The organism is Candidatus Accumulibacter sp. ACC012, from assembly GCF_907163155.1.
Lineage (GTDB): Bacteria > Pseudomonadota > Gammaproteobacteria > Burkholderiales > Rhodocyclaceae > Accumulibacter > Accumulibacter delftensis.
On sequence record NZ_CAJQUC010000021.1, the window covers coordinates 13,786 to 35,650 of the forward strand.

Here is a 21,865-nt window from a genome sequence, read left to right on the forward strand (position 1 = left end):
CAAGTAGTAGCCTGGACAGGCCTTTTTTGCGCTTGCTCAAAAAGCGGGCAGCGCACTAGACTATCAGGCCTAACCAAGGAGGGAGCTGGCCATGCCTTTTGCCATTCGAATTCATCAGACCGGTGGGCCGGAAACGATGTGCTGGGAAGAAGTGTCAGTGGGCGAACCAGCGGCTGGCGAGGCGCGGGTGCGTCACGAAGCAGTCGGGCTCAACTTCATCGACATCTACCATCGCAGCGGACTCTATCCGCTGCCGCTGCCCAGCGGTCTCGGCCTGGAAGGCGCCGGGGTGGTCGAGACCGTCGGTGAGGGCGTCACGGAGCTGCGCGCCGGCGATCGAGTCGCCTATGCGGGTGGTCCCGTGGGTGCTTACAGCCAGGTGCGTTGCCTGCCCGCCGACCGGCTGCTGAAACTGCCCGAGGCGATCGCTTTTCGCACCGCGGCGGCGATGATGCTGCAGGGCCTGACCAGTGCCTATCTGCTGCGTCGTACCTATCGCGTGCAGGCCGGCGAAAGCGTCCTCATCCACGCCGTTGCCGGCGGCGTTGGCCTGATCGCCTGCCAGTGGGCCAAGGCGCTGGGCGCAACGGTGATCGGTACGGTTTCCAACCCGGCCAAGGCGGCGCTGGCTACCGCCCACGGCTGCGATCACGTGATCGACTACAGCCGCGAGGAGGTCGCGCCAAGGGTTCGCGAGATTACCCGCGGCGAGGGGGTGGCGGTGGTCTATGACGGGGTTGGCAAAGACACTTTTGCCGCCTCGCTGGACAGCCTGCAGACGCGTGGGATGATGGTCTGTCTGGGCAATGCCTCGGGGCCGGTGCCGCCCCTGGACCCGCTGCTGCTTTCGCAGAAGGGCTCGCTATTCCTGACGCGGCCGACCTTGATGCACTACATCGCCAAGCGCGCCGAACTCGCCGAGCTGGCTGCCGAACTGTTCGAGTTGGTCGGCTCGGGCAAGGTCAGGATCGAGGTCAACCAGAGCTATGCGCTTGCCGACGTGGCTCAGGCGCATCACGATCTGGCCGCACGCAAGCATAGCGGGTCGACCGTCCTGCTGCCGTGATGGAGGGTCTGCGCGCAGCCTTTCGCTGGCTTTTGCCAACCTGCGTTACAAAGTGCGCGAGCACGTCAACCGGCTTCGTGAGAAGCTTTGCCGGCCTGCAACCACACCCATGACAAGGACAAAAAAAGAATGAAATCCTTCCTGATTGCCAATCCAAAAGGGGGTTCCGGGAAATCGACGTTGGCGATCAATCTGGCCGGCCACCTCGCGTGTAGCGGCCATCATGTGATGCTCGGCGATGTCGATCGGCAGCAGTCGTCACGGGAGTGGCTGCGCATGCGCCCGCGCGCGCTGGCGGAGATTAGCTGTTGGGACATCGAACCGGGGAAAACTGCCCGGCCGCCGAAGGGCACGACGCACGTCGTCCTCGACACGCCAGCGGCTTTGCACGGCAAAGCGCTCGATAACGTCGTCAAGCAGGTCAGTCGGGTACTCATTCCGGTGCAGCCGTCGCTCTTCGATATGCTCGCGACACGCCAGTTTCTCGAGGCCTTACTGGCCGAGAAAGCGGTACGCAAGGAGCAGACCCTCATCGCCGCGGTCGGCATGCGCGTCGATCCACGCACGCGTGCGGCTGCCGAGCTGGAGCGTTTTCTGGCCAAATTCGAGCTGCCGGTGCTGACGCATCTGCGCACTACCCAGCTCTACGTACAGACGGCGATGCACGGCATGACCATCTTCGATATTTCCGCGTCGCGTGCGGCCAAGGACCTCGAGCAGTGGCAGCCGATCATCGACTGGATCAACCAGGGCTAGGCTCCTGCGGCAGCTGTTCGCGAGCCCCGCAGGGCGTGTGGGGTCGGTGATGACTTTCGTGATCCGGGGTGTCCCTCCATGTCGTGACCGTTTGCGTGCCGCGTCGGCGTAAAATGGCCGGATGCCTGAAACCCCGTTCGTCCATCTTCGCCTGCACAGTGAGTATTCGGTTACCGACGGCATCGTCCGTCTCGGTGATGCGCTTGCTCGCGCAGGCAGCTACGGCATGCCGGCTCTGGCGCTCACCGATCTGGCGAATGTCTTCGGCCTGGTCAAGTTCTACTCTGCGGCACGTGGCAAGGGAATCAAGCCGCTGCTCGGTAGCGATGTCTTCATTGCCAACGAAAGCGATCCCGATCGTCCGTATCGACTGCTGCTACTGGTTCGCTCGGGGCAGGGCTACCGGCAACTGTGCGAGCTACTGTCGCGTGCCTATCTGGCGCCGCGCGTGCGTGGTCGTGCCGAGCTCAGCCGGCGCATGCTGCACGAGGTGGGCGTCGATGGTCTGATCGCGCTTTCGGGCGCTGCTGGCGGCGATGTCGGTGAAGCGCTGCTGCAGGGCCGGTTCGAGCAGGCGGCGCTGTGCGCGCGGCGTTGGCAGCAGCTCTTCCCGGACGCTTTCTATCTCGAAGTGCAGCGCTACGGGCAGCCTCAGCAGGAGTTCCTGGTCACCGCGACCGCCGATCTTGCGGCGGAGCTGGAGCTGCCGCTGGTGGCCACGCATCCAATCCAGTTTCTCGAACGCGACGATTTCAAGGCGCACGAAGCCCGCGTCTGTATCGCCGAGGGCTACATGCTCGGCGACGCCCGGCGTCCGCGCTTGTACACTGAAGAGCAGTATTTCAAGTCCTCCGAGGAGATGGTCGCGCTTTTTGCCGACCTTCCCGAAGCGCTCGAGAATGCGGTCGAAATCGCCAAGCGCTGCAATCTGCAGATCACCCTCGGCAAGAGCTACCTGCCCGATTTTCCGACTCCGGAGGGTGTCACCCTGGCTGACTTCCTGCGCCAGGAAGCCGTCGCCGGCCTCGAAGTGCGCTTGCAGCAGCTCTTTCCAGATGGCGCCGAGCGCGCCGCACAGCGGCCGGCGTACGATGCGCGCCTGCAGCTCGAGACGGACACCGTCGTGCAGATGGGCTTCCCGGGCTACTTCCTGATCGTTGCCGATTTCATCAACTGGGCCAGGCACAATGGCTGTCCGGTCGGGCCGGGGCGTGGTTCCGGCGCCGGTTCGGTGGTCGCCTACGCCTTGGGAATCACCGACCTCGATCCCCTGCGCTACGCGCTGCTCTTCGAGCGCTTCCTCAACCCCGAGCGGGTGTCGATGCCCGACTTCGACATCGACTTCTGCCAGGACAATCGCTGGCGGGTGATCGAATACGTGCGCGAAAAGTACGGCGCCGCGGCGGTGTCGCAGATCGTCACCTTCGGCACCATGTCCTCGAAGGCGGTGATTCGCGATGTCGGGCGCGTGCTCGACCTGCCCTACACTTTCTGTGATCAGCTTTCCAAGCTGATCCCGGTGGAAACCAACAAGCCGCTGTCACTGGCCAAGTCGCTGCTTGCCGAACCTCAGTTGCAGGCGCGGATCGACGAGGAAGAGGAGGTCAGGGATCTCTTCGACCTCGCAGCCCGTCTCGAAGATCTTACGCGCAACGTCGGCATGCACGCTGGCGGCGTGCTCATCGCGCCCGGCAAGCTGACCGACTTCTGCCCGATCTATTCGGCCGACGGCGGCGGCTCGGTGGTTTCGCAGTACGACAAGGACGATGTCGAGAAAATCGGCCTGGTGAAGTTCGACTTCCTCGGCCTGCGCAACCTGACGATCATCGAACTGGCGCTCAAGTACGTCGAGCAGCTGAGCGGCGAGCGCCCGGATCTGGCGAGCCTGAGCTTCGACGATCCCAAGACCTACCAGATTCTCAAGGACGGCAATACCACCGCCATCTTCCAGGTGGAATCGGAAGGCATGAAGAAGCTGGTGCGCAAGCTGGCGCCCGACCGCTTCGAGGACATCATCGCCGTGCTCGCGCTGTACCGGCCGGGGCCGCTGGGCTCCGGAATGGTCGACGACTTCATCCTGCGCAAGAAAGGTCAGCAGAAGATCGACTATTTCATCGACGACCTGAAGACCTGCCTCGAACCGACTTACGGGGTCATCGTCTATCAGGAACAGGTGATGCAGATCGCGCAGATCATCGGCGGCTATACGCTGGGTTCCGCCGACCTCCTGCGCCGCGCGATGGGCAAGAAAAAAGCCGAGGAGATGGCCAAGCATCGCGACATGATGCGTGACGGGGCGAAAATCAAGGGCTACGACGAAAAGCTGGTGATGCAGCTCTTCGACCTGATGGAGAAGTTCGCCGAGTACGGCTTCAACAAGTCGCACACCGCCGCCTACGCGGTGGTCACCTATCACACCGCCTGGCTGAAGGCACACCACTGCGCGGCCTTCATGGCAGCGACCCTGTCCTCGGACATGGACAACACCGACTCGGTGAAGATTGCCCATGACGACGCACTCAACAACGGCCTGCAGATGCTTGGCCCGGACATCAACGCTTCGCAGTATCGCTTCACGCCGGTCGATCGACAGCACATTCGCTATGGCCTCGGTGCGGTCAAGGGAACCGGCGAACAGGCGGTGAATACCATTCTCGACGCCCGCGCAGCCGCCGGCCCGTTCAAGGATCTCTTCGATTTCTGTCGGCGTTCGGACAAGCGCATGGTCAACCGGCGCAGCATCGAGGCGCTGATTCGCGCCGGCGCCTTCGACTCGCTCGACGATCATCGTGCCCGTCTGCTGGCCTCGGTCGGCATCGCCATCGAAGCCGCCGAGCAGGCCGAGCGCAACGCCATGCAGGTCAGCCTGTTCGATCTTCTCGAAGCCGGTGGCGACGAGGACGGTGGAGCGCACGGCCCGCGCTACGTCGAAGTGCCGCGCTGGAGCGAAAGGCAGCGGCTCAACGAAGAGAAGATCGCCCTCGGCTTCTACTTTTCCGGTCACCCTTTCCACGAACTGCAGGCCGAAGTGTCGCGTTTTGCGCGCAAGCCGCTGGCGGCGCTGGAGGCGCGCAAGGAGCCGCAGTTCCTCGCCGGGCTGGTGGTCGGCGTGCGCAGCAAATTCACGGCGCGCGGCAAGATGGCCTTCATCCAGCTCGACGACGGCAGCACTTCGCTCGAAGTCTCGGTGTTCAGCGAGTTGCTCGATGCCGAACGCGCCAAGATCAGGGAGGACGAGGTGCTGATCGTCGAAGGCAAGGTGCAACGTGACGACTTTGCCGGCGAAGGTCGCCTGAAAGTCGTTGCCGAACGCCTGCTGACGCTGGCCGAGGCGCGTGGCCGCTTTGCTCGCCATCTGCGCCTGACGCTCAACGGCCAGGCCAGTGGAGGCAATGCCCGGGCTGCGGCACAACGCCTGCGCAGCCTGCTGGCACCGTACACTCCGGGCAATTGTCCGGTACGGCTGGCGTATCACAACGGCGAGGCGACTTGCGAACTGGCGTTCGGTGACGCCAGTCGGGTGCGCCTCGAGGACGATCTGCTGACCTCTTTGCGCGCCTGGCTGAGCACGGAAAACGTCAGCGTTGACTACCCCTGAGCGAGGCCATGAAAATCCCCTTGCTAATCGACCAGGCTCTGCTCGATAGCGTCAGTCTCGAAGCCTGTCGCAGCCCGCGCCAGCGCAAGAATCGCAACTTCCATGCCGACGATGCGGCGCGCGCACACCGCTTGCTCAATGCCATCGAGCCCGGCTCCTACTTGATGCCGCATCGCCATCTCGACGCCAACAAGGACGAAACGATGATTGTTCTGCGCGGCCGCCTGGGCGTCGTTTTCTTCGACCAGCTTGGCCAGGTGCAGCAGACGGTGGTGCTGGCGCCAACGGGCCCGGTCTGCGGCGTCGACATCCCGCACGGCGTGTATCACACGATTCTGGCGCTCGATCCCGGGACGGTGATGCTCGAAGCCAAGGGCGGTCCCTACCTGCCGCTCGACGAGGCCGAGCGTGCGCCATGGGCGCCCGCCGAAGGGGCGCCGGAAGTAGCCGCCTACGCGCGCTCATTGCGCGAGCGCTTCGCGTAGCGAAGCGGCAGTCCAGCGACTTGCAGGCGATTTGCCCGGATCATCCCTCTTTGGGCTTGCTGGCCAGCCGATCCGGTACCGTCAGGTTCCAGTGGATGGCCGCTGCGCGCAGCGCGAAGATAAGCACGATTGCCGTCGCCGCGCCGAGCGATCGATACTCGGGAGCGAATGCCAGTAGCGCCACGTAGAGCGCGCAGCCGAAGCTTATCGGTATGGCGTAGATCTCGCGCGTCATCAAGAGCGTTTGTCTTCCCGCCAGTACGTCGCGAATCAGTCCGCCACCAATCGCGGTGATGATCCCCAGGATGACCGGGGCCAGTGGCCGGCCGAAGTCCAGTGCCCAGACCTTGTCGGTCGCCGCGATCGCAAACAGGGAAGCGCCCAGGCCATCGAGATAGAGCATCAGCCTGTAAATCTCTTTGCGCGTAAATAGCGAGTTGGCAGCAAAGGTAGCCAGACTGGCAGCCAGCGCGACCCAGATATAGGCGAGATCGGAGGCCCAGAAGACCGGCACGCCGAGGATGATGTCGCGGATCGTGCCGCCGCCGATGGCGGTGATGATTCCCAGGACCGTCGCCCCGAAAAAATCGATGCCGCGGGGCGCGACGGCGAGCACCGCGGTGACTGCGAAAGCGGCCGTGCCCGCCATCCCGACCCAGTAAGTGAGCGCATTCAATACAGTTCTCCCTCCGCAAGGTGGTGCGTGTTTTTTTCTGGTGCTGGTGCTGTTCAGGGCGCTTGCTCGGCGGCCGTTCCCGGCCGGCAGGGTCGCGCGGCGGGGCTTGTCGGTCTCGATCCGCTGTTTTATGGTGACATTATCGGCGCTTACGGGGTTCTCGAACGTGCTGCTGGGCAGCGAAGGCGCGAGTCGTGCAGCGGATCTCTCGTACAATCGGGAAAAAGCGGGAACAAGCGGGATGGCCTCCGCTAACGGAGCGGCAGGCGCCGAAGTCCGCTCAAAGTCCGCGAACGCTGCACCTGCCGGTCGATCGCTGGATTAGCCACCGCTCGAGCGTGCCCCCGACAATACATGAGGCCTGTCCGATCACTGCCATGCAAAAGACAACCAAGTTGAACGCCAAGCGTGGTTGGGCAAGGTACGTCCTGCTCGCACTGGCGGCGCTGATTCTGGCCCTGATCAGCGCCGCGAGCTGGTTTGTGCTTGACGGTGAGCGCATGCGCGTGGCGCTCGAAAAAGGCGTCAGCGCCCTGAGCGATCGCCCCTTCCACGTAGACGGCGATTTGGCGATCAGTTTCGGTCGCATCACGACCGTCCGTGCTGCCAATATTCGCTGGCTGAATCCGGCATGGAGCAAGCAGCCGGACATGCTTTCGGCGAGGAATCTGTCGCTCTCCATCGACCTCTGGAGTCTTGTTCGCGGCCCGATCGTGATCAGCAAGGCGCAGGCTGACGACGCCAAGCTGTTCTTCGAGTGGGGTGAAGAAGGGCAGTTCAACTGGACAATGGGGGGCAGTGACAGGAGCAAATCTGACGAGCGCTCATCTCCGCTGCGCCTGGTTCTCGGTCAAACCGAACTGCGCAATGTCCAGTTCCGCGTCCGTCACCCCGGCATGACTGACGAGTTGCTTGTCGAACTTGTCCAGGCAAGCCAGCAACAAGATGCGGAAGACATGCTGCTGATCAGCACCGACGCCGTGATCAACAAGCGCCCGATCAAGGTAAACGGTCGCGTCGGTCCTTTCCACGAGCTCATCGCCGGGGGGGCGATAAACTACGACTTCAATCTCGAAGGGCCGAATGTCAGCCTGAAAGCGAGCGGCCATCTCGATCGCCTGAGCGATCCGAGAGCGCCGCGCATGAGTGTCGATCTTTTCGCGGCCGACGCTGCTGACGTCTTGCGTACCCTCGTGCTTCCCGAACTGACCACCGGCAGCATCGAGCTGCACGCCGGGATTACGCCTGTCGAAGAGCATCTGGACGGTACGCTGAAGGGCAACTTTGGCGCCTTCAAGCTGGATGGCAAGTTGACGACGACGAGTCTCTCTTCGCTAGACGATTTCTCCCTGCTGTTGCACTCGGATGGTCCCGGTGTGGCTGCCTTCGGCAAGCTGCTTGGCGTCGCTCGTCTGCCAAACGAACCCTACTCCTTGCAGGTCGATGTCAGTCGGAATGGCAAGGAGTTGCACGTCAGGCAGCTGTCGTACGCCAGCGAAGGCTTGCTGATCAAGGCATCAGGCGCGGCGTCCAGCTGGCCGGAACTCGGCGACCTCGATCTCGATATTGACGCCAAGGTGGCCAACTTGCAGAGCTTCGGCAAGCTGCTATCGCTGCCGTCCTTGCCGACATTGCCACTGACGGTCAAAGCCAGCGTGAAGCGCAAGGGGGGCGGTGGTAGCAACGACTTGCAGGGCGACTTCGCCCTCGGCAATATCGCCGGCGAGGTGTCCGGCAAGCTGAGCGACCGCAAGAATCTCGCCGGTTCCACCTTCAGCTATCGTGCCGGCTCTGCGGACTTGCGCGAACTGGCACGGGCGCGTGGTATCCCTTTGCCCGCGGAGGGACCGCTTCCTGCACGCTTGAACGGCGAGCTGGCGCTGCTTTCGGAGCAGCTACGGATCGACAGCTTTGCTGCGGACATTGCCGACAATCATTTGTCCGCCAGCGGGCAGATCGACTTCCGACCTGCCGACTCGCTTGTTGAACTGGAACCGCAGATAAGAGGCACGGACCTGTATCGCCTGGCGCGATTCCTCCTTGGCGAAGAGAAAGCCGCTTATTTTCCCGTTGGCCCCTATGCGCTTGGCGGCAAATTGCGGCTCCAGGGTTCTCGGCTGCAGTTCAACAGCAAGGACGCACAGGCGGGAAACAGCGTGCTTGGCTTTGATGGTTCGCTTGATTTTGGGAAAAAAAAAGCGCCAAGGGTGGACGCCAGGGTCACGGCCAAGGGCGGGAGCCTTGCCGCGCTCCTCAAACCGGAGATTCTGGAGGGGGTGCCGGCGGCGGCGTTCTCGTTGAGTACCACTTTGGCAATGTCCGATCAGGGAATGGTGCTGAAGGATCTGCAGTTCGCGCTGGCAGATAGCACTTTGACCGGGCGGCTGTCGACGGGCTGGCCTCGCGAGCCAGAACGCATCAGCTTCGATTTGATTGCCGCCGGCAGCGATCTGCGCGCCTCCTTGCCGGCCACTCCTGGCTACGTCGCCGCGCCGGTTGCCTTTCGCGTCGAAGCCAAGGGCAGGGCTGACCCGGCCAGTGTTCAAATCGAGCGACTGGATGGCAAACTCGCGGAGGCCACTATCGCTCTCGCCGGCAAGCTGGTCTTGAAACCGGTTTTGTCGGCCGATGCTCTCCGCCTGTCGCTGAAGGGGCCGAAATTGTCGGCGCTTGGCAGCCTGACGGCGTGGCCCGTGGTCGATTTGCCCTTCGCGGTCAGCGGCACCATGACCGGCAGCAAGGATGGCGCGCGCATGGACGATTTTCAGGCCACCCTTGGCAACAGTGACCTCAAGGGAAGTTTGCGCATCAGCACCGCGGCCAGGCCACGTATCGATCTCGACGTGCGCTCCGACTATTTGGCCCTCGATCTACTGCGCGAGCCTCAGGGCGTTGTGGCGCAGGCGACGACTGGGGTCGATAAGGCGAGAGGGGGCCAGAAAGCGCAGGCAGACGACAAGAGCGGCAAATTGTTTTCGGACGAAGCGCTGCCTCTGGACGTGCTGCGTACCTTCGACGGCACACTGCTGGCGTCGCTTGCCAAGGTGGAAGGTACGCAACAGCAGCTACGTGATGTTCACGCCGCCGCCACTCTTCAAGACGGACTGCTGGCGGTGAAACAACTGCAGGGTCAGGGGCGGCAGGGCAAAGTGACGGCAAACTTCACGCTCGATGTTCGGGGTAAGCAGCCGGCCGTCAAGGGGCAGCTCAAGGCGAGTGATGTGATTTTCTTTGTCCGCGGCATGGCCAAGGAGGATGAAGCCAGGCTCCCGCATCACACCCTCGAAAGTCACTTTTCCGCAAGTGGGAACAGCGTCAGCGCCTTGGCCGCAGGCCTTGACGGCTATTTCTGGTTGCGCAGTTCCCCGGGGCAATTTCGCTCGCTGGACATGGACGTGCTCTTCGGCGATTTCGCCTCCCAGTTGTTCAGCACGCTCAATCCCTTTGCCAAAAAGAACACCTACTCGACCCTGAGCTGCGCCGGCGTTTATCTCGAGGCGCGCAAGGGGCGCGTCGAGACTGCGCCAGCGGTGGTTCTGCAAACTGACCGGCTTTCCGTTGTGTCGCGAGGAACGATCGACCTGCGCTCGGAGAAGATCGACTTCACCTTCAGAGTCGCACCGCTGCAAGGGGTCGGCTTCAGTGCCGGCGACCTGATCAAGCCCTTCATCAAGCTGGGCGGCACCTTGCAAGCCCCGGCGCTGGATCTCGATGTCGCCAACGCCGCGGTTGAAGGAGGTGTTGCCGTTGCCACCTTCGGAGCGTCGCTGCTCGCCGGCAGTCTCTGGGATCGCTGGATCAGCTCGCCTGGGGCTTGCGCGAAGATCGAGGAGGAGGCACGCAAGCTTCGCCTTTCGCGAAGCACGTAGGATGTGCCCGGGTTCTGACCGCAGAAAAGAATGTGTACCGCGTTGCGCAAGTCGGCGAACAGGAACGGGCGAGCGAGTCGGCGCCTTCGAGGGTGCGAATTTGGCGGCCGCGAAGCAAAGGCGACTGGAATGTACCAATGGCCTGTATGCTGGTGGTCAGGAGGTTGTTGCAGATGAGAATCACGGCATCTTGGCCCTTACGTCTTGCCTTGGCTGTGCTGTTGCTGCTGGTCGTCCCGGTGGGTGTGGCGCTCAGCCGGCATTTGAGCGACGACAGCCGCCCTGGCGACTGGCGTAGCGCCCGGCACGATAGCAGCGGGCAGGCGCCCGATGCACGCAACACGCCGGAGGCCTTGATCCAGGTCTATGCGGCGCGCGCTTTCGGTTGGCGCGGCGTGTTCGGAGTGCATACCTGGATCGCCACCAAGGAAAGTGACGCCGACCGCTACACCCGTCTGGAGGTGGTCGGCTGGGGCATAGGCCGGGGCATGGATGCGGTGCGCATCCACAAAGGAGAAGCTGACGGCTATTGGTACGGCAGCGAGCCAACGCTGATTCGCCAGCTCCGTGGCGGCGCCGAGGTGGACACGCTGATTGCGCGCCTGCACACAGCGGCGCGTGCCTATCCGCATAATCACGAATATCGGCTGTGGCCTGGTCCGAACAGCAATACCTTCATTGCCTACCTGGGCCGAGCCGTTCCGGAGCTCCATCTCGACCTGCCACCGACGGCAATCGGCAAGGACTACCTGCCGGAGGGCGGCCTCGTTGCCAGCGCACCGAGTGGCGGAGGTTTGCAGTTTTCCCTGGTCGGCCTGATCGGTGCGACGATCGCCGCCGAAGAGGGCATCGAGGTGAACCTGCTCGGCTTGTCGCTCGGCATCGATCTCTCGCCGCCGGCGCTCAAGCTGCCGGGGGTCGGCCGAGTGGGGATGTCGGAAGTCGATTGACGGCTGGCCGAGAGGCCGGGCTTGGCCCAGCGATGGTGTTGGTCATGGCCGGTGAATGTCCCGTAGCCGGGCGAGCAGTTTTGCAGGCAGGCAAGGAAAGCGCGTGAAAAAACGGCTTGCTGTTCCGGTTCCGATTTTACAATTCGTCATGGAAGTTTATTGACTGACAGATGGCCAAGCGTTCCTTCGATTTCTTGCTGAGTGTTGTTGCCGCGCTTGTTCTGGCGCTCCCCCTTGTGGCGATTGCCATACTGGTACGTCTGACTTCTACCGGCCCTGCGTTGTATTGGTCTGACCGGGTTGGCAAGGGAAACCGCATTTTCCGCATGCCAAAGTTCCGCAGCATGCGACTGGGAACGCCTGCAGTGGCCACTCATCTACTGCAAAACCCCGACGCGCACCTGACGCCGATCGGCTCGTTTCTGCGCAAGAGCAGTCTCGATGAACTGCCTCAACTCTGGAACATCCTGAAAGGGGAGATGAGTTTCGTTGGTCCGCGTCCTGCGTTGTTTAATCAGGAGGACTTGATCGCCTTGCGCACAAAGTGCGCTGTGCACGAGCTTTTGCCGGGACTGACCGGCTGGGCGCAGGTCAATGGGCGGGACGAGCTGCCAATTCCCGAAAAGGTGAAGCTGGATGCGGAATACCTTCGCCGTCAGTCGCTCGGCTTCGATATCTCTATCTTGTGGTTGACCGTTGTGAAGGTTGCGCGGCGCGATGGAGTGGCGCACTGATGGGTGGCTGTCTATTTCGGCTGGGTCGTGCGCAGTGTCGCGAGCGTCAATGTGAAAGTCGCCTACGCGACTCTCGACTCTCCCTCTCACCTTGCGCGAGAAGGGCCTGGGGACGACGGGAGGGGGCGGTCATGACTTTCATGATCCGGGGTGTCTGGACAGGTCATGGCCGTAAGGGCGACGAAAATGGGATAATAGCGACTTTTCGCCGGGCCGAAGACGGTGATTCTCGCTAACGGCATTGGCAAGACCGTCCCGTGGTATCGGTAGCGCCGGAACTGACTCGCGCTTGGCTTGAATAGGCGAAAACGACAACCCTCTTTCCTCTTGCGGCCTGAAACAGCCCTGCTGGAAAAGCGGCGTCGCACGCATGCCAACCGAAGTCCTGGAGAAAAATCCTCATGACCCAACGCAAAGGCATCATCCTCGCCGGCGGCGCCGGCACCCGTCTCCACCCGGCTACCCTGTCCGTCTCCAAGCAGTTGCTGCCGGTCTACGACAAGCCAATGATCTACTACCCGCTGAGCACCCTGCTGCTGGCCGGCATCCGGGACATCCTGATCATCTCCACCCCCGAGGATACGCCGCGTTTCCAACAGTTGCTCGCTGACGGTCGCCAGTGGGGCATCAACCTGCAATACGCCGTCCAGCCCAGCCCGGACGGTCTCGCCCAGGCCTTCATCATCGGCGCCGACTTCCTCGGCAACGAGAGCTCGGCGCTCGTCCTCGGCGACAATATCTTCTATGGCCACGACTTTCATCAGATCCTTGGCAATGCCGACCTGCGCCCTGACGGCGCCACCGTCTTCGCGTACCACGTGCATGATCCGGAACGCTACGGCGTTGCTGAATTCGACGTGGCTGGCAAGGTCCTCAACCTCGAGGAAAAGCCCAAGCAAGCGAGATCCAATTACGCCGTTACCGGCCTGTACTTCTACGACAACAAGGTCGTCGACTTCGCCCGCAACCTGAAACCCTCAGCGCGCGGCGAGCTCGAAATCACCGACCTCAACCGCCTCTACCTCGATCAGGGCAAACTCAACGTCGAGATCATGGGCCGCGGCTACGCCTGGCTCGACACGGGCACCCACGACAGCCTGCTCGAAGCGGGCCAGTTCATTGCCACCATCGAAAAGCGCCAGGGCCTCAAGGTCGCCTGCCCGGAAGAAATTGCCTTGCGCCAGAAGTGGATCAGCCGCGAACAGCTCGAAGCGCTCGCCCAGCCACTGGCCAAGAACGGCTACGGGCAATACCTGCTTGGCCTGCTCAAGCAAGAGGTGTTCGGATGAAGGCCACCCTCTCAGCCATCCCCGATGTCGTCATCCTCGAACCCCAAGTATTCGGTGACGAGCGAGGCTTCTTCTTCGAAAGCTTCAACGCCCGTGCCTTCGAGCAAGCCACCGGTCTGAAGCGCGAGTTCGTTCAGGACAACCATTCCAAGTCCGCGAAGAATGTCCTGCGCGGGCTCCACTATCAGCTTGAGAAGCCGCAAGGCAAGCTCGTTCGCGTCGTGCAGGGCGAAGTCTTCGATGTTTCGGTAGACCTACGCAAAAATTCGCAAACCTTTGGCCGCTGGGTCGGTGTACTCCTGAGCGCAGAAAACAAGAAACAGCTCTGGGTGCCAGAGGGCTTTGCGCACGGCTTTTTGGTGCTCAGCGAAACGGCGGAGTTCCTGTACAAGACCACCGACTACTACGCCCCGGAATACGAGCGCGGTCTGTTGTGGCATGACCTTGCGCTGGGCATCGACTGGCCCATCGAGGGCGAACCCAAGCTTGCCGCCAAGGACGCTGCTGCCAAGCGCCTTTCCGAAGCAGAAACCTTTGCCTGACGCGGAATCTTCCCGCCAACCCGCACGCGATCGCCATCTAAGCGGTGTGGCCCGGTCCGCTGCTGCAAGCGCTGCCCGAGCACTATGCTGCCGAGGTCAAGCGGTAGCTGCACCTTCGCGAGGGGCGTCAGAGGGATGAACATACCGCCCTGCGCGAAGTCATCGACGACTGGAAAATAATCCTGCGTCCGCGCGGAGCCCCTGCTGCCACTCGCCAACAATGCCGACTCCAGGATCATACCGATTCGCGAGTCTCCGAACATGCGCAAAGGATATTTGTGCACTGGAAAATAGACACGGTGAAAATGCTTCAGTAGGCAGCCCTGAAGCATGAACGCTGCAGCCCCGTATTTTCAAGGCCTGGCGGTGGGTAGCAAGAAAAAACCTTCGCGCAAGAGGGCTAAACAGCCGGGCGGACTTCTGGCAGGATAGGTGGAGCGTAATCAATCGGCGCTTCAGTCGGAGGTTTTGCGATGGTTGCAACGAGTGCGGGGGAATGGCAGCGCTGACGCATGACCCTGCTGAACCGGCCCTGTTTGCCGGCAGCGCCTACTTTCGCCGCCGAGGCGGGCAGTTCGCGGTTGGCTAGCGGCGAAGGACGGGGGGCATGGAGTCAGTCAGGAGGATGTCGAAAGGTTTTTTAGACTCCGTTACGATCGCCAGGCGAGCCTTTCCCGACGCGGAGTACGCCGGGCTTGAGAAGAGGTCTTGAGCGGGTGCGGGCAAGGTTATTCGAGTTGCAGCAGGAACGGTTCGGCGAGGAGTAGGCGGATGCGTGCTGGGTCGAGCCAGGGGGCGGCGCAGGAGCTTCGGATGAAGGCGATGGCACCGCGCACGCCGAGTTGCTGATAGAGATCGCGTAGCTGTCGGGTGAAGCGTGCCAGGGTATTGAACACATGCGCCAGGCGCATGAGGAGGTGATAGCCTTTCATGGCATTCCAGTCGAGGGCAAAGGCATGCTCGTAGTGGTAGCCCTGATGTTTTGTGCGCCGTGCCAAGGCGCTGTCTTTCAGCGGGTGCGAATCCCGCCCGGCAACTTTCGCTCCGGCCGGTAGCAACTGGAGCAGTCGTGGAGGTAACGAAGCGGCTGAAGCCTCTGGTGTAGAGGGTTCTTTAAGGAACTTGGCGAACACGCAGGCCGTAATTTGATTGAACACTGAGCAGGCCTCGAAAAGGGTGATGCGGAAGCCGACCCGGCGAAACTACGGGGAAGGCCGTTGTCACAGGTGAATGCGAGCGAAACGCAGCCTGGGGTTCCGCCGGGGTAATGGTGACGGCATGTGTGGAAGAGGGAGACAGACGCAACACGGGAAGCCCCATCACGTGGTCAAGCGCAAGACCAACCGGACGCCCGCGAGGGACAGGCCGGGCGAGGTGGGGTGGCGGAGAGGCCCGTAGTACCGTTGAAGTCGGGTAATGCCGATGGAGGAAAGGGGCCTCAGTTCAAGACTAACGCAAGAAGCGGAAAGGGACAGGAGATTGGGGCAACCCTGTACACTCCGGAGAGTTCAGAGACCGTGGAAAGCGTTACATGCCGAAGTGAAGGAAGAACTCGGGTACTGAACACGTGCTCGGGAAACTGGCGTCGCCAGCAAGTCATGGGATCAATATCCATGCTTGTCGCGGCTACGTCAGTGGTTGTGCAAGGCTCTTGGCAAGGGGGAGGCGTTACCCCAATCAGTGCCCAGCAAACTGCTGGGGCTGGTCAATTTGCCGGTAAGCAGAACCCATGACCTTCCGTGGGCGAAAGCGTGATGTCTTGTCCGAGAGCCGGATGCGGGAAATCCGCCTGTCCGGTTCGATGAGCGGGATGTGGAAACGGGGCGATGGCCCGGTTACTTGGGCACCGTCAGACGAAAGGGACGGTAACGGACAAGCCGAACCTAATGCTACCGCGCCACATCTCGACTCTACTCGACGAGGAAGCCCGCTTCGATGCCCCAGCGGTGGCGGGCACCGAGGTTGCAGCGCTCATGGACATTGTCTTGGCTGAGCGGTTGGCTGGAGAGCCAGGCGTGGCGCGATGTTTCGGTGACGGTCCTGGCCTGTTCATCGATCTTCTCCCAGCTTTCCTCACAGACCACCAGGTTCAGCTTGAGACGCTGACGCCCGTTGGCAGCGAAGGCGTAGTCGATGTCGTTGACCCAACTGAAGTGTTGTCGGCGTCTTCCCCAACCGCGCTGCATGACTTGTGGCTTCAGGGCGTGGAGCGCGCGGAACTCCTGCCAGACCGTGGACAAATCCTTGTCCTTGAGCACGATCATGAACTGCCAGTGGGCGCGCAAGCAGCGCTGCATCACCGGCCCGTTGGCGTAGAGGCCGTCGAGCAGGAGCAGGATCGGCAGGCGGGGGAACAGCGTCTTGAGCCGGTCGCTCAAGCGCACAAAGCCGCGCAGCTCGCAGTCCTGCTTTTGCGCTTCGGGTTCGCCCAGCGCGTGTTCGAGGAACTCGCTGAGCAGTGGGATGACCAGGCCGTTGTGGAAGGCAAGGCTGGCCTCGAGGACGTAGACGAAGTACTGGGTGTGGCGGGTTTCCTCCTTGCCGACGGTGCGCTGCAGGAGTTCCTCCGCCCAGAGGGTGTCGCCGGCGACCTTCTGCGAGCCGTCGATGGCGATGGGGTAGCAGTGGTTGATCAGATAGCGGCGGAAGCTCTTGCCGCGGATCAGCCGCTTCACCAGATCGACGTGGGCCTGCTCAAGGTGGTCAAGGTCGATGTCGCGCAGCAGCCGAAACAGGGTGTCGGCGTGTGGCAGGGTATCGATCTCCGGGAACAGCAGGTGGAGGTTGGCCATGAACTGGGGACGGGATATTTCGCGGTTGGTCTCGCGCCGAGAGGAGAACTGAAAGACGAACATCAGCAGACCGTAAAGCAGCAGCGCGGTCAGCTTGTGGCGGCGCTTTTTGGGGTCTCTCGGGTCGGGAATTTGTTCCAGCTGACCGAGCAAGGCGGGCAACTCTTTGCGCAGGAGACGCATCTGTTTGCTCACGGCGTCCTCGCGGGCCTTTTGTTCCTCGTCGACGGTCGCGAAGGGCGAGCGTCTGTTGGGCAAGGGAGCGGCTGAGTGGGGGACTTGTCCCGTTGCGCGCAGCTTGGCGTTCAGTACCTTCTCCTGCCGTTTCTTCTCCGAGCGCAGTTTCTTGATGGCAACGCGTGTCGGGCGACGGCAAGGTTTGCTCATGACCGCGGGCTCCCCGGCGCGGCGCACAGCGAGGCGCAAGCATCCGAGGTCAGCGCTTTGACCCACACCTGGCGGGGCGTGCTGTGATACGACTGGCCGGGGCGAGCCAGCCCGCGCCCGCTGGTCTCCCCGAGTAACTGCCAACCGGCGGCACGGTAACAGGTGCCGGCATGGTGACGCGGATCGACGAAGGTCTCCAGCAACAGGGGCTCGAAACCCCAGTGATCGAGCCAGTCCGCGCGTGCGCGGCGCGCGAGTTGCCCGAGCACATGACTGGCCAGATGCGGCACCCGGACGTGGGGAAAGATCAGGAAGCGGCTGTTGTTCACCACTCGCGCCATGTTCTCGCGGCGTGCCTGGGCCGTCCAGCCGATCCACTGATCGCGCACGGCCACCGCGCGGGCAGCACCGGACAGCAGGACGCAGCCCAGCCGCCGGTCGCCCGCCGTGATGAAGTAGCGCAGCCGGTAGCCGAAGGCCCCCTGGAAACCCAGCGGGTGCCAACGCGCCACCAGCGCATCCCACTGCGCCACCCGGGTCGCGTCGCGAACCACTTCCAGGGACACCGGCGCGAGCGCCGACAGGGCGCAGTGCACCGCCGGCTCGGCAACGGGGGCGGCGGATGCCGAGGGTGGCGCGCAACGGCGCGGCGGCGAGGGCCTCAACGCAGGCAGTACCAGCAATCCGGCCGACTGCAAACGCTCCAGGAAGTCCAGGCAGGCGCTGATCTTCGCCGTCCCCGTCAGGGTCGTCCAGCCCAGGTGCTCGCACACCGTCGCCGCCAACTCCTTGCGTGCCAATCCCGGCAGCCACGCGACCGTCGCGCAGAGCTCGGCAATCTCCGTAGCGCTGAACACGCGACCGCAGTGCACCCATTCCCCCGCACTCGTTGCAACCATCGTGAAACCTCCGGCTGAAGCGCAATTTGATTACGCTCCACCTATCCTGCCAGAAGTCCGCCCAACTGTCTAGGCGCTTAAGCGGGTGTTGACGCAAACATGTTGGTGTTAATGTAGGTGCCAGGACCAACGGTGATGTGCAGGGTGTCGAAGGTGCTGCGCAACTGGCGCTGGAGATTTTCGTAGTGCTGGTCAAGGGCCTGGATGTTCTTGGGTGGGGGTCCCAGGTGTGGTTTGCCGGCGCCGGCGAGAACGGGTTTGATGACTTTCTCGCGCAGGATGAGCCAGCCAGCCAGAATGCTGATGCCCGTCGGATGGGGCCGGTAGCGGCGCGTTGTGGCGATGCGCTCGATGAGTTTCTTGCCACGGAACTTCATGAGATCGTAGGCGGCCTGACGCCCGGTGTAGCCGTCGCGGGCGACTTCAGGCAGCGAAGGACGCACTGCGTCAGCAAGCTCTTGTACCGTGAACCCGTCGGGATTGGGCGCGAGATGCAGGACGGCTTCGGCGACAGAGCGCATGCGCGGCTTTTGTAGATCGACGCCGGACAAGCGGCGATTGCCGCGCTCGGTCGGTTCGATGAGGGAGTCGAGCACGCCATCGGGAAGGAAGCTGACATGTGCGGCCTGCATGGCGTTGAGAAAGTCGATCGCCATGTGCTGGAGCTTGGCCAGCATGATCGAGAGTTTCTCCAGCGAACGCCCGCAGCGCAGTTCCTTGATGTTGTGGGCGATGGCCTCGGCGCGCAGCACGCGCGCTCCCTTGTCGTAGAGCTTGAGGGTCAGCGCTCCGAAATGTACCTTGAAGACCGTCAGGTCGTAGGCAGACTGATCCACGATACGAGCCACGCCGTGGCTTCTGTCGGTACGCCAGCGGGGTCTTTGTTTGCGGCCGAATAGCGTGCGCAGGACCGGCACGTCGAGCAGACGCCGGGTACGATCGATCAAGCCCTGGAAGATCGCATCCAGGGTGTTGCCACGAACGAACAAGAGATTGCGACTGTACTCGATCTGATAGACCGAGTAGCGGTACCGAAAGCGGCTGCGCTCTTGCTCCTCGATCGTCAGAGCGAAGCACAGGCAGCTCGAGTACACCCAACGGTCACAGACCTCGGCCAGTCGCCCTATGGCGTGCTCATCGCACAAGGTATCTGCGAGCTGATCCAAAGCCTGGAACGAACCCCCGACGAAGCAGTTACCCTCCTTCTCCAAGGAGATGGTCTGCGCGCGGGCTTGCCGTTCGACCCATTCGTGACCGTTGAGCATGATTTGGACACCGAAAGGCGGATGTCCACTCATTTTGATGGTGAGGTGACCCCACTCGGGGTCGATCAGGTGAAAGTGGTAATGATTGACGTAGGGCCAGGGCTTCTTGCGCTCCAGGTGGGGCGAACCGTTCTTGCAGGTCGTCACCTCCCAGACCAGGGCAGGTGCCTTGGCGACGAGGATCAGGAACAGGCCGCGAAACTGCGGATCCGCGGGTAGGTATTTCTCGGCCAACTCGTGCTTGCGCAGATCGGGAGGGCAATGGATCAGGGGAATGTCGTGCTCCTTGGCCCAGGCATGAACCCGACGGCTGAAGCGCCCGGCCATCTGCATCAGGTGATCCGCATCCAGGGTCGCGTCCGATCCGGTGAGCGCTCGCCACCAGGTACGGAAAGCGCCCCCTTGCTGGCCGAGGGGAAAGTAGCCATTGAGCACGATGCGATCGATGCAGTCATAACGACCTTCAAGGAGCTCTTCGTAATACGCGGACAAGTCATCGGCTTGTTTCATCGCAAGAACCTCGGTGGGCACCGGAAAATCCCGTCATCCTTTGACAGGCGCGGCGCGAACGGGATTCTTTTCTTTCGCCCGGCGAGGCGTGACCCTCTGTTTGCCCGGAACCACCCCTGAGTGTGGCACCCCTCGCACGGTCTGCGTACCATCACGAATACCCATCCCATGGCGTCAGGACCGCACCATTCCGACAACTCAGTTCGCGGCTGTTCTCCGCAGGAGAACCTCTTTTCCCAAGCGCAGTCTTGGGAAAAGCCTAGCCCCCTTGTGCGAAGGTTTTTTTTTGCTACCCACCGTCAGGCCTTGAAAATACCGGGCTGCAGCACTCATGCTTCAGGGCTGGGGGAATGGGTGCACTGTGGTCGCGTGTTCAGCGCTAGGGAGATTGCCGAGCTCTGCGCGACGGTCGCGTGGCTGCCGGGATTGGCACGCAAGGAGTTGGCGGCGACGGTGTGCGAGCACCTGGGCTGGACCACCCTGACGGGGACGGCGAAGATCAGCGCCTGCCTGGACTTCCTGGAGCGTTTGCAGGCGGCCGGATTGCTGGTACTGCCTGCGTTGAGGCCCTCACCGCCGCGCCGTTGCGCGCCACCCTCGGCATCCGCCGTCCCCGTTGCCGAGCCGGCGGTGCACTGCGCCCTGTCGGCGCTCGCGCCGGTGTACCTGGAAGTGGTTCGCGACGCGACCCGGGTGGCGCAGTGGGATGCGCTGGTGGCGCGTTGGCACCCGCTGGGTTTCCAGGGGGCCTTCGGTTACCGGCTACGCTACTTCATCACGGCGGGCGACCGGCGGCTGGGCTGCGTCCTGCTATCCGGTGCTGCCCGCGCGGTGGCCGTGCGCGATCAGTGGATCGGCTGGACGACCCAGGCACGCCGCGAGAACCTGGCGCGGGTGGTGAACAACAGCCGCTTCCTGATCTTTCCCCACGTCCGGGTGCCGCATCTTGCCAGTCATGTGCTCGGACAACTCGCGCGCCGCGCACGCGCGGACTGGCTCGATCACTGGGGCTTCGAGCGTGTGCCGCAGGTACACAGAAAGGAAGTTCGCTATGAACTGACGAACTGTGTTGAAGCTGCACGGAAGATGAGGGTAGGTCCCTCGGGGTCGGCTTTCAGGAGCGGGCCTCAAACCACCCCAAGCTGCTGCGGTCAAGAGCCGTGGTGGTAAGCGTTGGGGCAAGAGTCCAAGGAATACCTTGGGCAGGTATGGATCAGAGAGACGAACGAAAGTGAACCTTCGATGAGGCGTCGTAATCCAGAGCTTTGTCGTCAAAACCAGAAGCCGCTCGTACTTCTGGGACAAGCTTGCCGGGCACCTGATTACTGGGCAAGCGGCGGCCGGCGTAGAGGAGGCGTGAAGCTGATCCTGGCTTCTGTGTGGAACTGCGGGAACCAGTCGTTCCGATGTCAAGGGAGAAGCACAAGTGGCAGAAACCACGAGGCGAGAGTACCGATGCGGAGCACTGGGACGGACCGACCTGTATGAGCGTTGAAGGCTGTGTAATGCGGCTGGAGCAAAGGGGTCGGGTCAAGCGGTTGTGTTTGACGTCCAACTGACAACAGGAGGAGACGCCGAATTCAACGAGGCTATCTGTCGTGAGACAGGTATGTGTGCTTGATGGGAGCGGTGTGAATCGAGAGGTTCACGCACCGTTCTGTGAGCGGCCGGAGGTGCAATTCCTCCGGCCGACTTAACCCCTGCTGCTGGAGACCTTCGTCGATCCGCGTCACCATGCCGGCACCTGTTACCGTGCCGCCGGTTGGCAGTTACTCGGGGAGACCAGCGGGCGCGGGCTGGCCCGCCCTGGCCAGTCGTATCACAGCACGCCCCGCCAGGTGTGGGTCAAACCGCTGAGCGCCGATTGTCGCGACCGGCTGTGTGCCGCCCCTGGGAACTCCCGGCCATGAGCAAACCCTGCCGTCGCCCGACACGCACCGCCCTCAAGGAGCGGCGCTCAGAGAAGAAGCGGCAGGAAAAGGCACTGAACGCGAAACTGCGCGCGAGTGGACAAGTCCCCCACTCACCCGCTTGTCTGCCCAACCGA

At 62.5% G+C, this 21,865-nt stretch carries 15 protein-coding genes; 10 read left to right on the forward strand and 5 right to left on the reverse strand.

Annotated elements, in window-relative coordinates:
* Window positions 1–91: 91 nt before the first annotated feature.
* The 4 genes from QZ648_RS19990 (at window position 92) to QZ648_RS20005 (ending at window position 5,905) form a co-directional block, all read left to right on the forward strand.
* Window positions 92–1,066: a quinone oxidoreductase gene (locus tag QZ648_RS19990; RefSeq protein ID WP_169065199.1), complete on the forward strand. Its 975-nt coding sequence runs from the start codon at window positions 92–94 to the stop codon at window positions 1,064–1,066.
* A gap of 129 nt (window positions 1,067–1,195) precedes the next feature.
* Window positions 1,196–1,822: a ParA family protein gene (locus tag QZ648_RS19995; protein ID WP_169065200.1), complete on the forward strand. Its 627-nt coding sequence runs from the start codon at window positions 1,196–1,198 to the stop codon at window positions 1,820–1,822.
* A gap of 121 nt (window positions 1,823–1,943) precedes the next feature.
* Window positions 1,944–5,420 (forward strand): DNA polymerase III subunit alpha, encoded by a 3,477-nt coding sequence (gene dnaE, locus QZ648_RS20000; protein ID WP_291998083.1) that lies wholly within the window; start codon window positions 1,944–1,946, stop codon window positions 5,418–5,420.
* A gap of 8 nt (window positions 5,421–5,428) precedes the next feature.
* Window positions 5,429–5,905 carry a WbuC family cupin fold metalloprotein gene (locus QZ648_RS20005; RefSeq protein WP_169065201.1) on the forward strand — a complete coding sequence of 159 codons (477 nt, stop codon included), beginning with the start codon at window positions 5,429–5,431 and terminating at the stop codon, window positions 5,903–5,905.
* Between the two features lie 40 nt (window positions 5,906–5,945).
* Here the strand turns inward: QZ648_RS20005 and QZ648_RS20010 are convergent, their stop codons facing one another.
* Window positions 5,946–6,581 (reverse strand): TRIC cation channel family protein, encoded by a 636-nt coding sequence (locus QZ648_RS20010; protein WP_291998084.1) that lies wholly within the window; start codon window positions 6,579–6,581, stop codon window positions 5,946–5,948.
* Between the two features lie 377 nt (window positions 6,582–6,958).
* Between QZ648_RS20010 and QZ648_RS20015 the strand changes: the two genes are divergently transcribed.
* The 5 genes from QZ648_RS20015 (at window position 6,959) to rfbC (ending at window position 13,965) form a co-directional block, all read left to right on the forward strand.
* Window positions 6,959–10,450, forward strand: a complete 3,492-nt coding sequence (locus tag QZ648_RS20015; protein ID WP_291998085.1) for an AsmA family protein — start codon at window positions 6,959–6,961, stop codon at window positions 10,448–10,450.
* Between the two features lie 173 nt (window positions 10,451–10,623).
* Window positions 10,624–11,400, forward strand: coding sequence for a DUF3750 domain-containing protein (locus tag QZ648_RS20020; protein ID WP_291998086.1), 777 nt, complete (start codon window positions 10,624–10,626; stop codon window positions 11,398–11,400).
* A gap of 170 nt (window positions 11,401–11,570) precedes the next feature.
* Window positions 11,571–12,134: a sugar transferase gene (locus QZ648_RS20025; protein WP_291998087.1), complete on the forward strand. Its 564-nt coding sequence runs from the start codon at window positions 11,571–11,573 to the stop codon at window positions 12,132–12,134.
* 401 nt (window positions 12,135–12,535) lie between these two features.
* On the forward strand, window positions 12,536–13,423 hold the full coding sequence (gene rfbA, locus QZ648_RS20030) for a glucose-1-phosphate thymidylyltransferase RfbA (protein WP_291998088.1): 888 nt from the start codon (window positions 12,536–12,538) through the stop codon (window positions 13,421–13,423).
* Window positions 13,420–13,965, forward strand: coding sequence for a dTDP-4-dehydrorhamnose 3,5-epimerase (gene rfbC / locus QZ648_RS20035; RefSeq protein ID WP_291998089.1), 546 nt, complete (start codon window positions 13,420–13,422; stop codon window positions 13,963–13,965). The genes rfbA and rfbC overlap by 4 nt, the downstream gene beginning before the upstream one ends.
* Before the next feature lie 728 nt (window positions 13,966–14,693).
* Here rfbC and QZ648_RS20040 read toward each other — a convergent pair.
* From QZ648_RS20040 to QZ648_RS20055, 4 genes are all read right to left on the reverse strand, one after another.
* Window positions 14,694–14,963 (reverse strand): hypothetical protein, encoded by a 270-nt coding sequence (locus tag QZ648_RS20040; RefSeq protein WP_291998090.1) that lies wholly within the window; start codon window positions 14,961–14,963, stop codon window positions 14,694–14,696.
* Window positions 14,964–15,875: 912 nt separating this feature from the next.
* Window positions 15,876–17,144, reverse strand: a complete 1,269-nt coding sequence (locus QZ648_RS20045) for a transposase family protein (protein WP_291998091.1) — start codon at window positions 17,142–17,144, stop codon at window positions 15,876–15,878.
* Entirely contained in the window at window positions 17,141–18,043 is a 903-nt protein-coding gene (locus tag QZ648_RS20050) for a DUF4338 domain-containing protein (RefSeq protein WP_291998092.1), read from the reverse strand. Before QZ648_RS20050 ends, QZ648_RS20045 begins: the two co-directional genes overlap by 4 nt.
* Window positions 18,044–18,120: 77 nt before the next feature.
* On the reverse strand, window positions 18,121–19,818 hold the full coding sequence (locus QZ648_RS20055) for a hypothetical protein (protein WP_169066271.1): 1,698 nt from the start codon (window positions 19,816–19,818) through the stop codon (window positions 18,121–18,123).
* Between the two features lie 369 nt (window positions 19,819–20,187).
* Here QZ648_RS20055 and QZ648_RS20060 point away from each other — a divergent pair, with 369 nt between their 5' ends.
* Entirely contained in the window at window positions 20,188–20,988 is an 801-nt protein-coding gene (locus QZ648_RS20060; RefSeq protein ID WP_291998093.1) for a Druantia anti-phage system protein DruA, read from the forward strand.
* The last annotated feature ends 877 nt before the right edge of the window (window positions 20,989–21,865 follow it).

Bases quoted from the DNA above. Each gene is read 5' to 3' on its own strand.
- QZ648_RS19990 (WP_169065199.1), top strand. From the start codon at position 92: ATGCCTTTTGCCATTCGAATTCATCAGACCGGTGGGCCGGAAACGATG.
- QZ648_RS19995 (WP_169065200.1), top strand. From the start codon at position 1,196: ATGAAATCCTTCCTGATTGCCAATCCAAAAGGGGGTTCCGGGAAATCG.
- dnaE (WP_291998083.1), top strand. From the start codon at position 1,944: ATGCCTGAAACCCCGTTCGTCCATCTTCGCCTGCACAGTGAGTATTCG.
- QZ648_RS20005 (WP_169065201.1), top strand. From the start codon at position 5,429: ATGAAAATCCCCTTGCTAATCGACCAGGCTCTGCTCGATAGCGTCAGT.
- QZ648_RS20015 (WP_291998085.1), top strand. From the start codon at position 6,959: ATGCAAAAGACAACCAAGTTGAACGCCAAGCGTGGTTGGGCAAGGTAC.
- QZ648_RS20020 (WP_291998086.1), top strand. From the start codon at position 10,624: ATGAGAATCACGGCATCTTGGCCCTTACGTCTTGCCTTGGCTGTGCTG.
- QZ648_RS20025 (WP_291998087.1), top strand. From the start codon at position 11,571: ATGGCCAAGCGTTCCTTCGATTTCTTGCTGAGTGTTGTTGCCGCGCTT.
- rfbA (WP_291998088.1), top strand. From the start codon at position 12,536: ATGACCCAACGCAAAGGCATCATCCTCGCCGGCGGCGCCGGCACCCGT.
- rfbC (WP_291998089.1), top strand. From the start codon at position 13,420: ATGAAGGCCACCCTCTCAGCCATCCCCGATGTCGTCATCCTCGAACCC.
- QZ648_RS20045 (WP_291998091.1), bottom strand. From the start codon at position 17,144: ATGAGCAAACCTTGCCGTCGCCCGACACGCGTTGCCATCAAGAAACTG.
- QZ648_RS20050 (WP_291998092.1), bottom strand. From the start codon at position 18,043: ATGGTTGCAACGAGTGCGGGGGAATGGGTGCACTGCGGTCGCGTGTTC.
- QZ648_RS20055 (WP_169066271.1), bottom strand. From the start codon at position 19,818: ATGAAACAAGCCGATGACTTGTCCGCGTATTACGAAGAGCTCCTTGAA.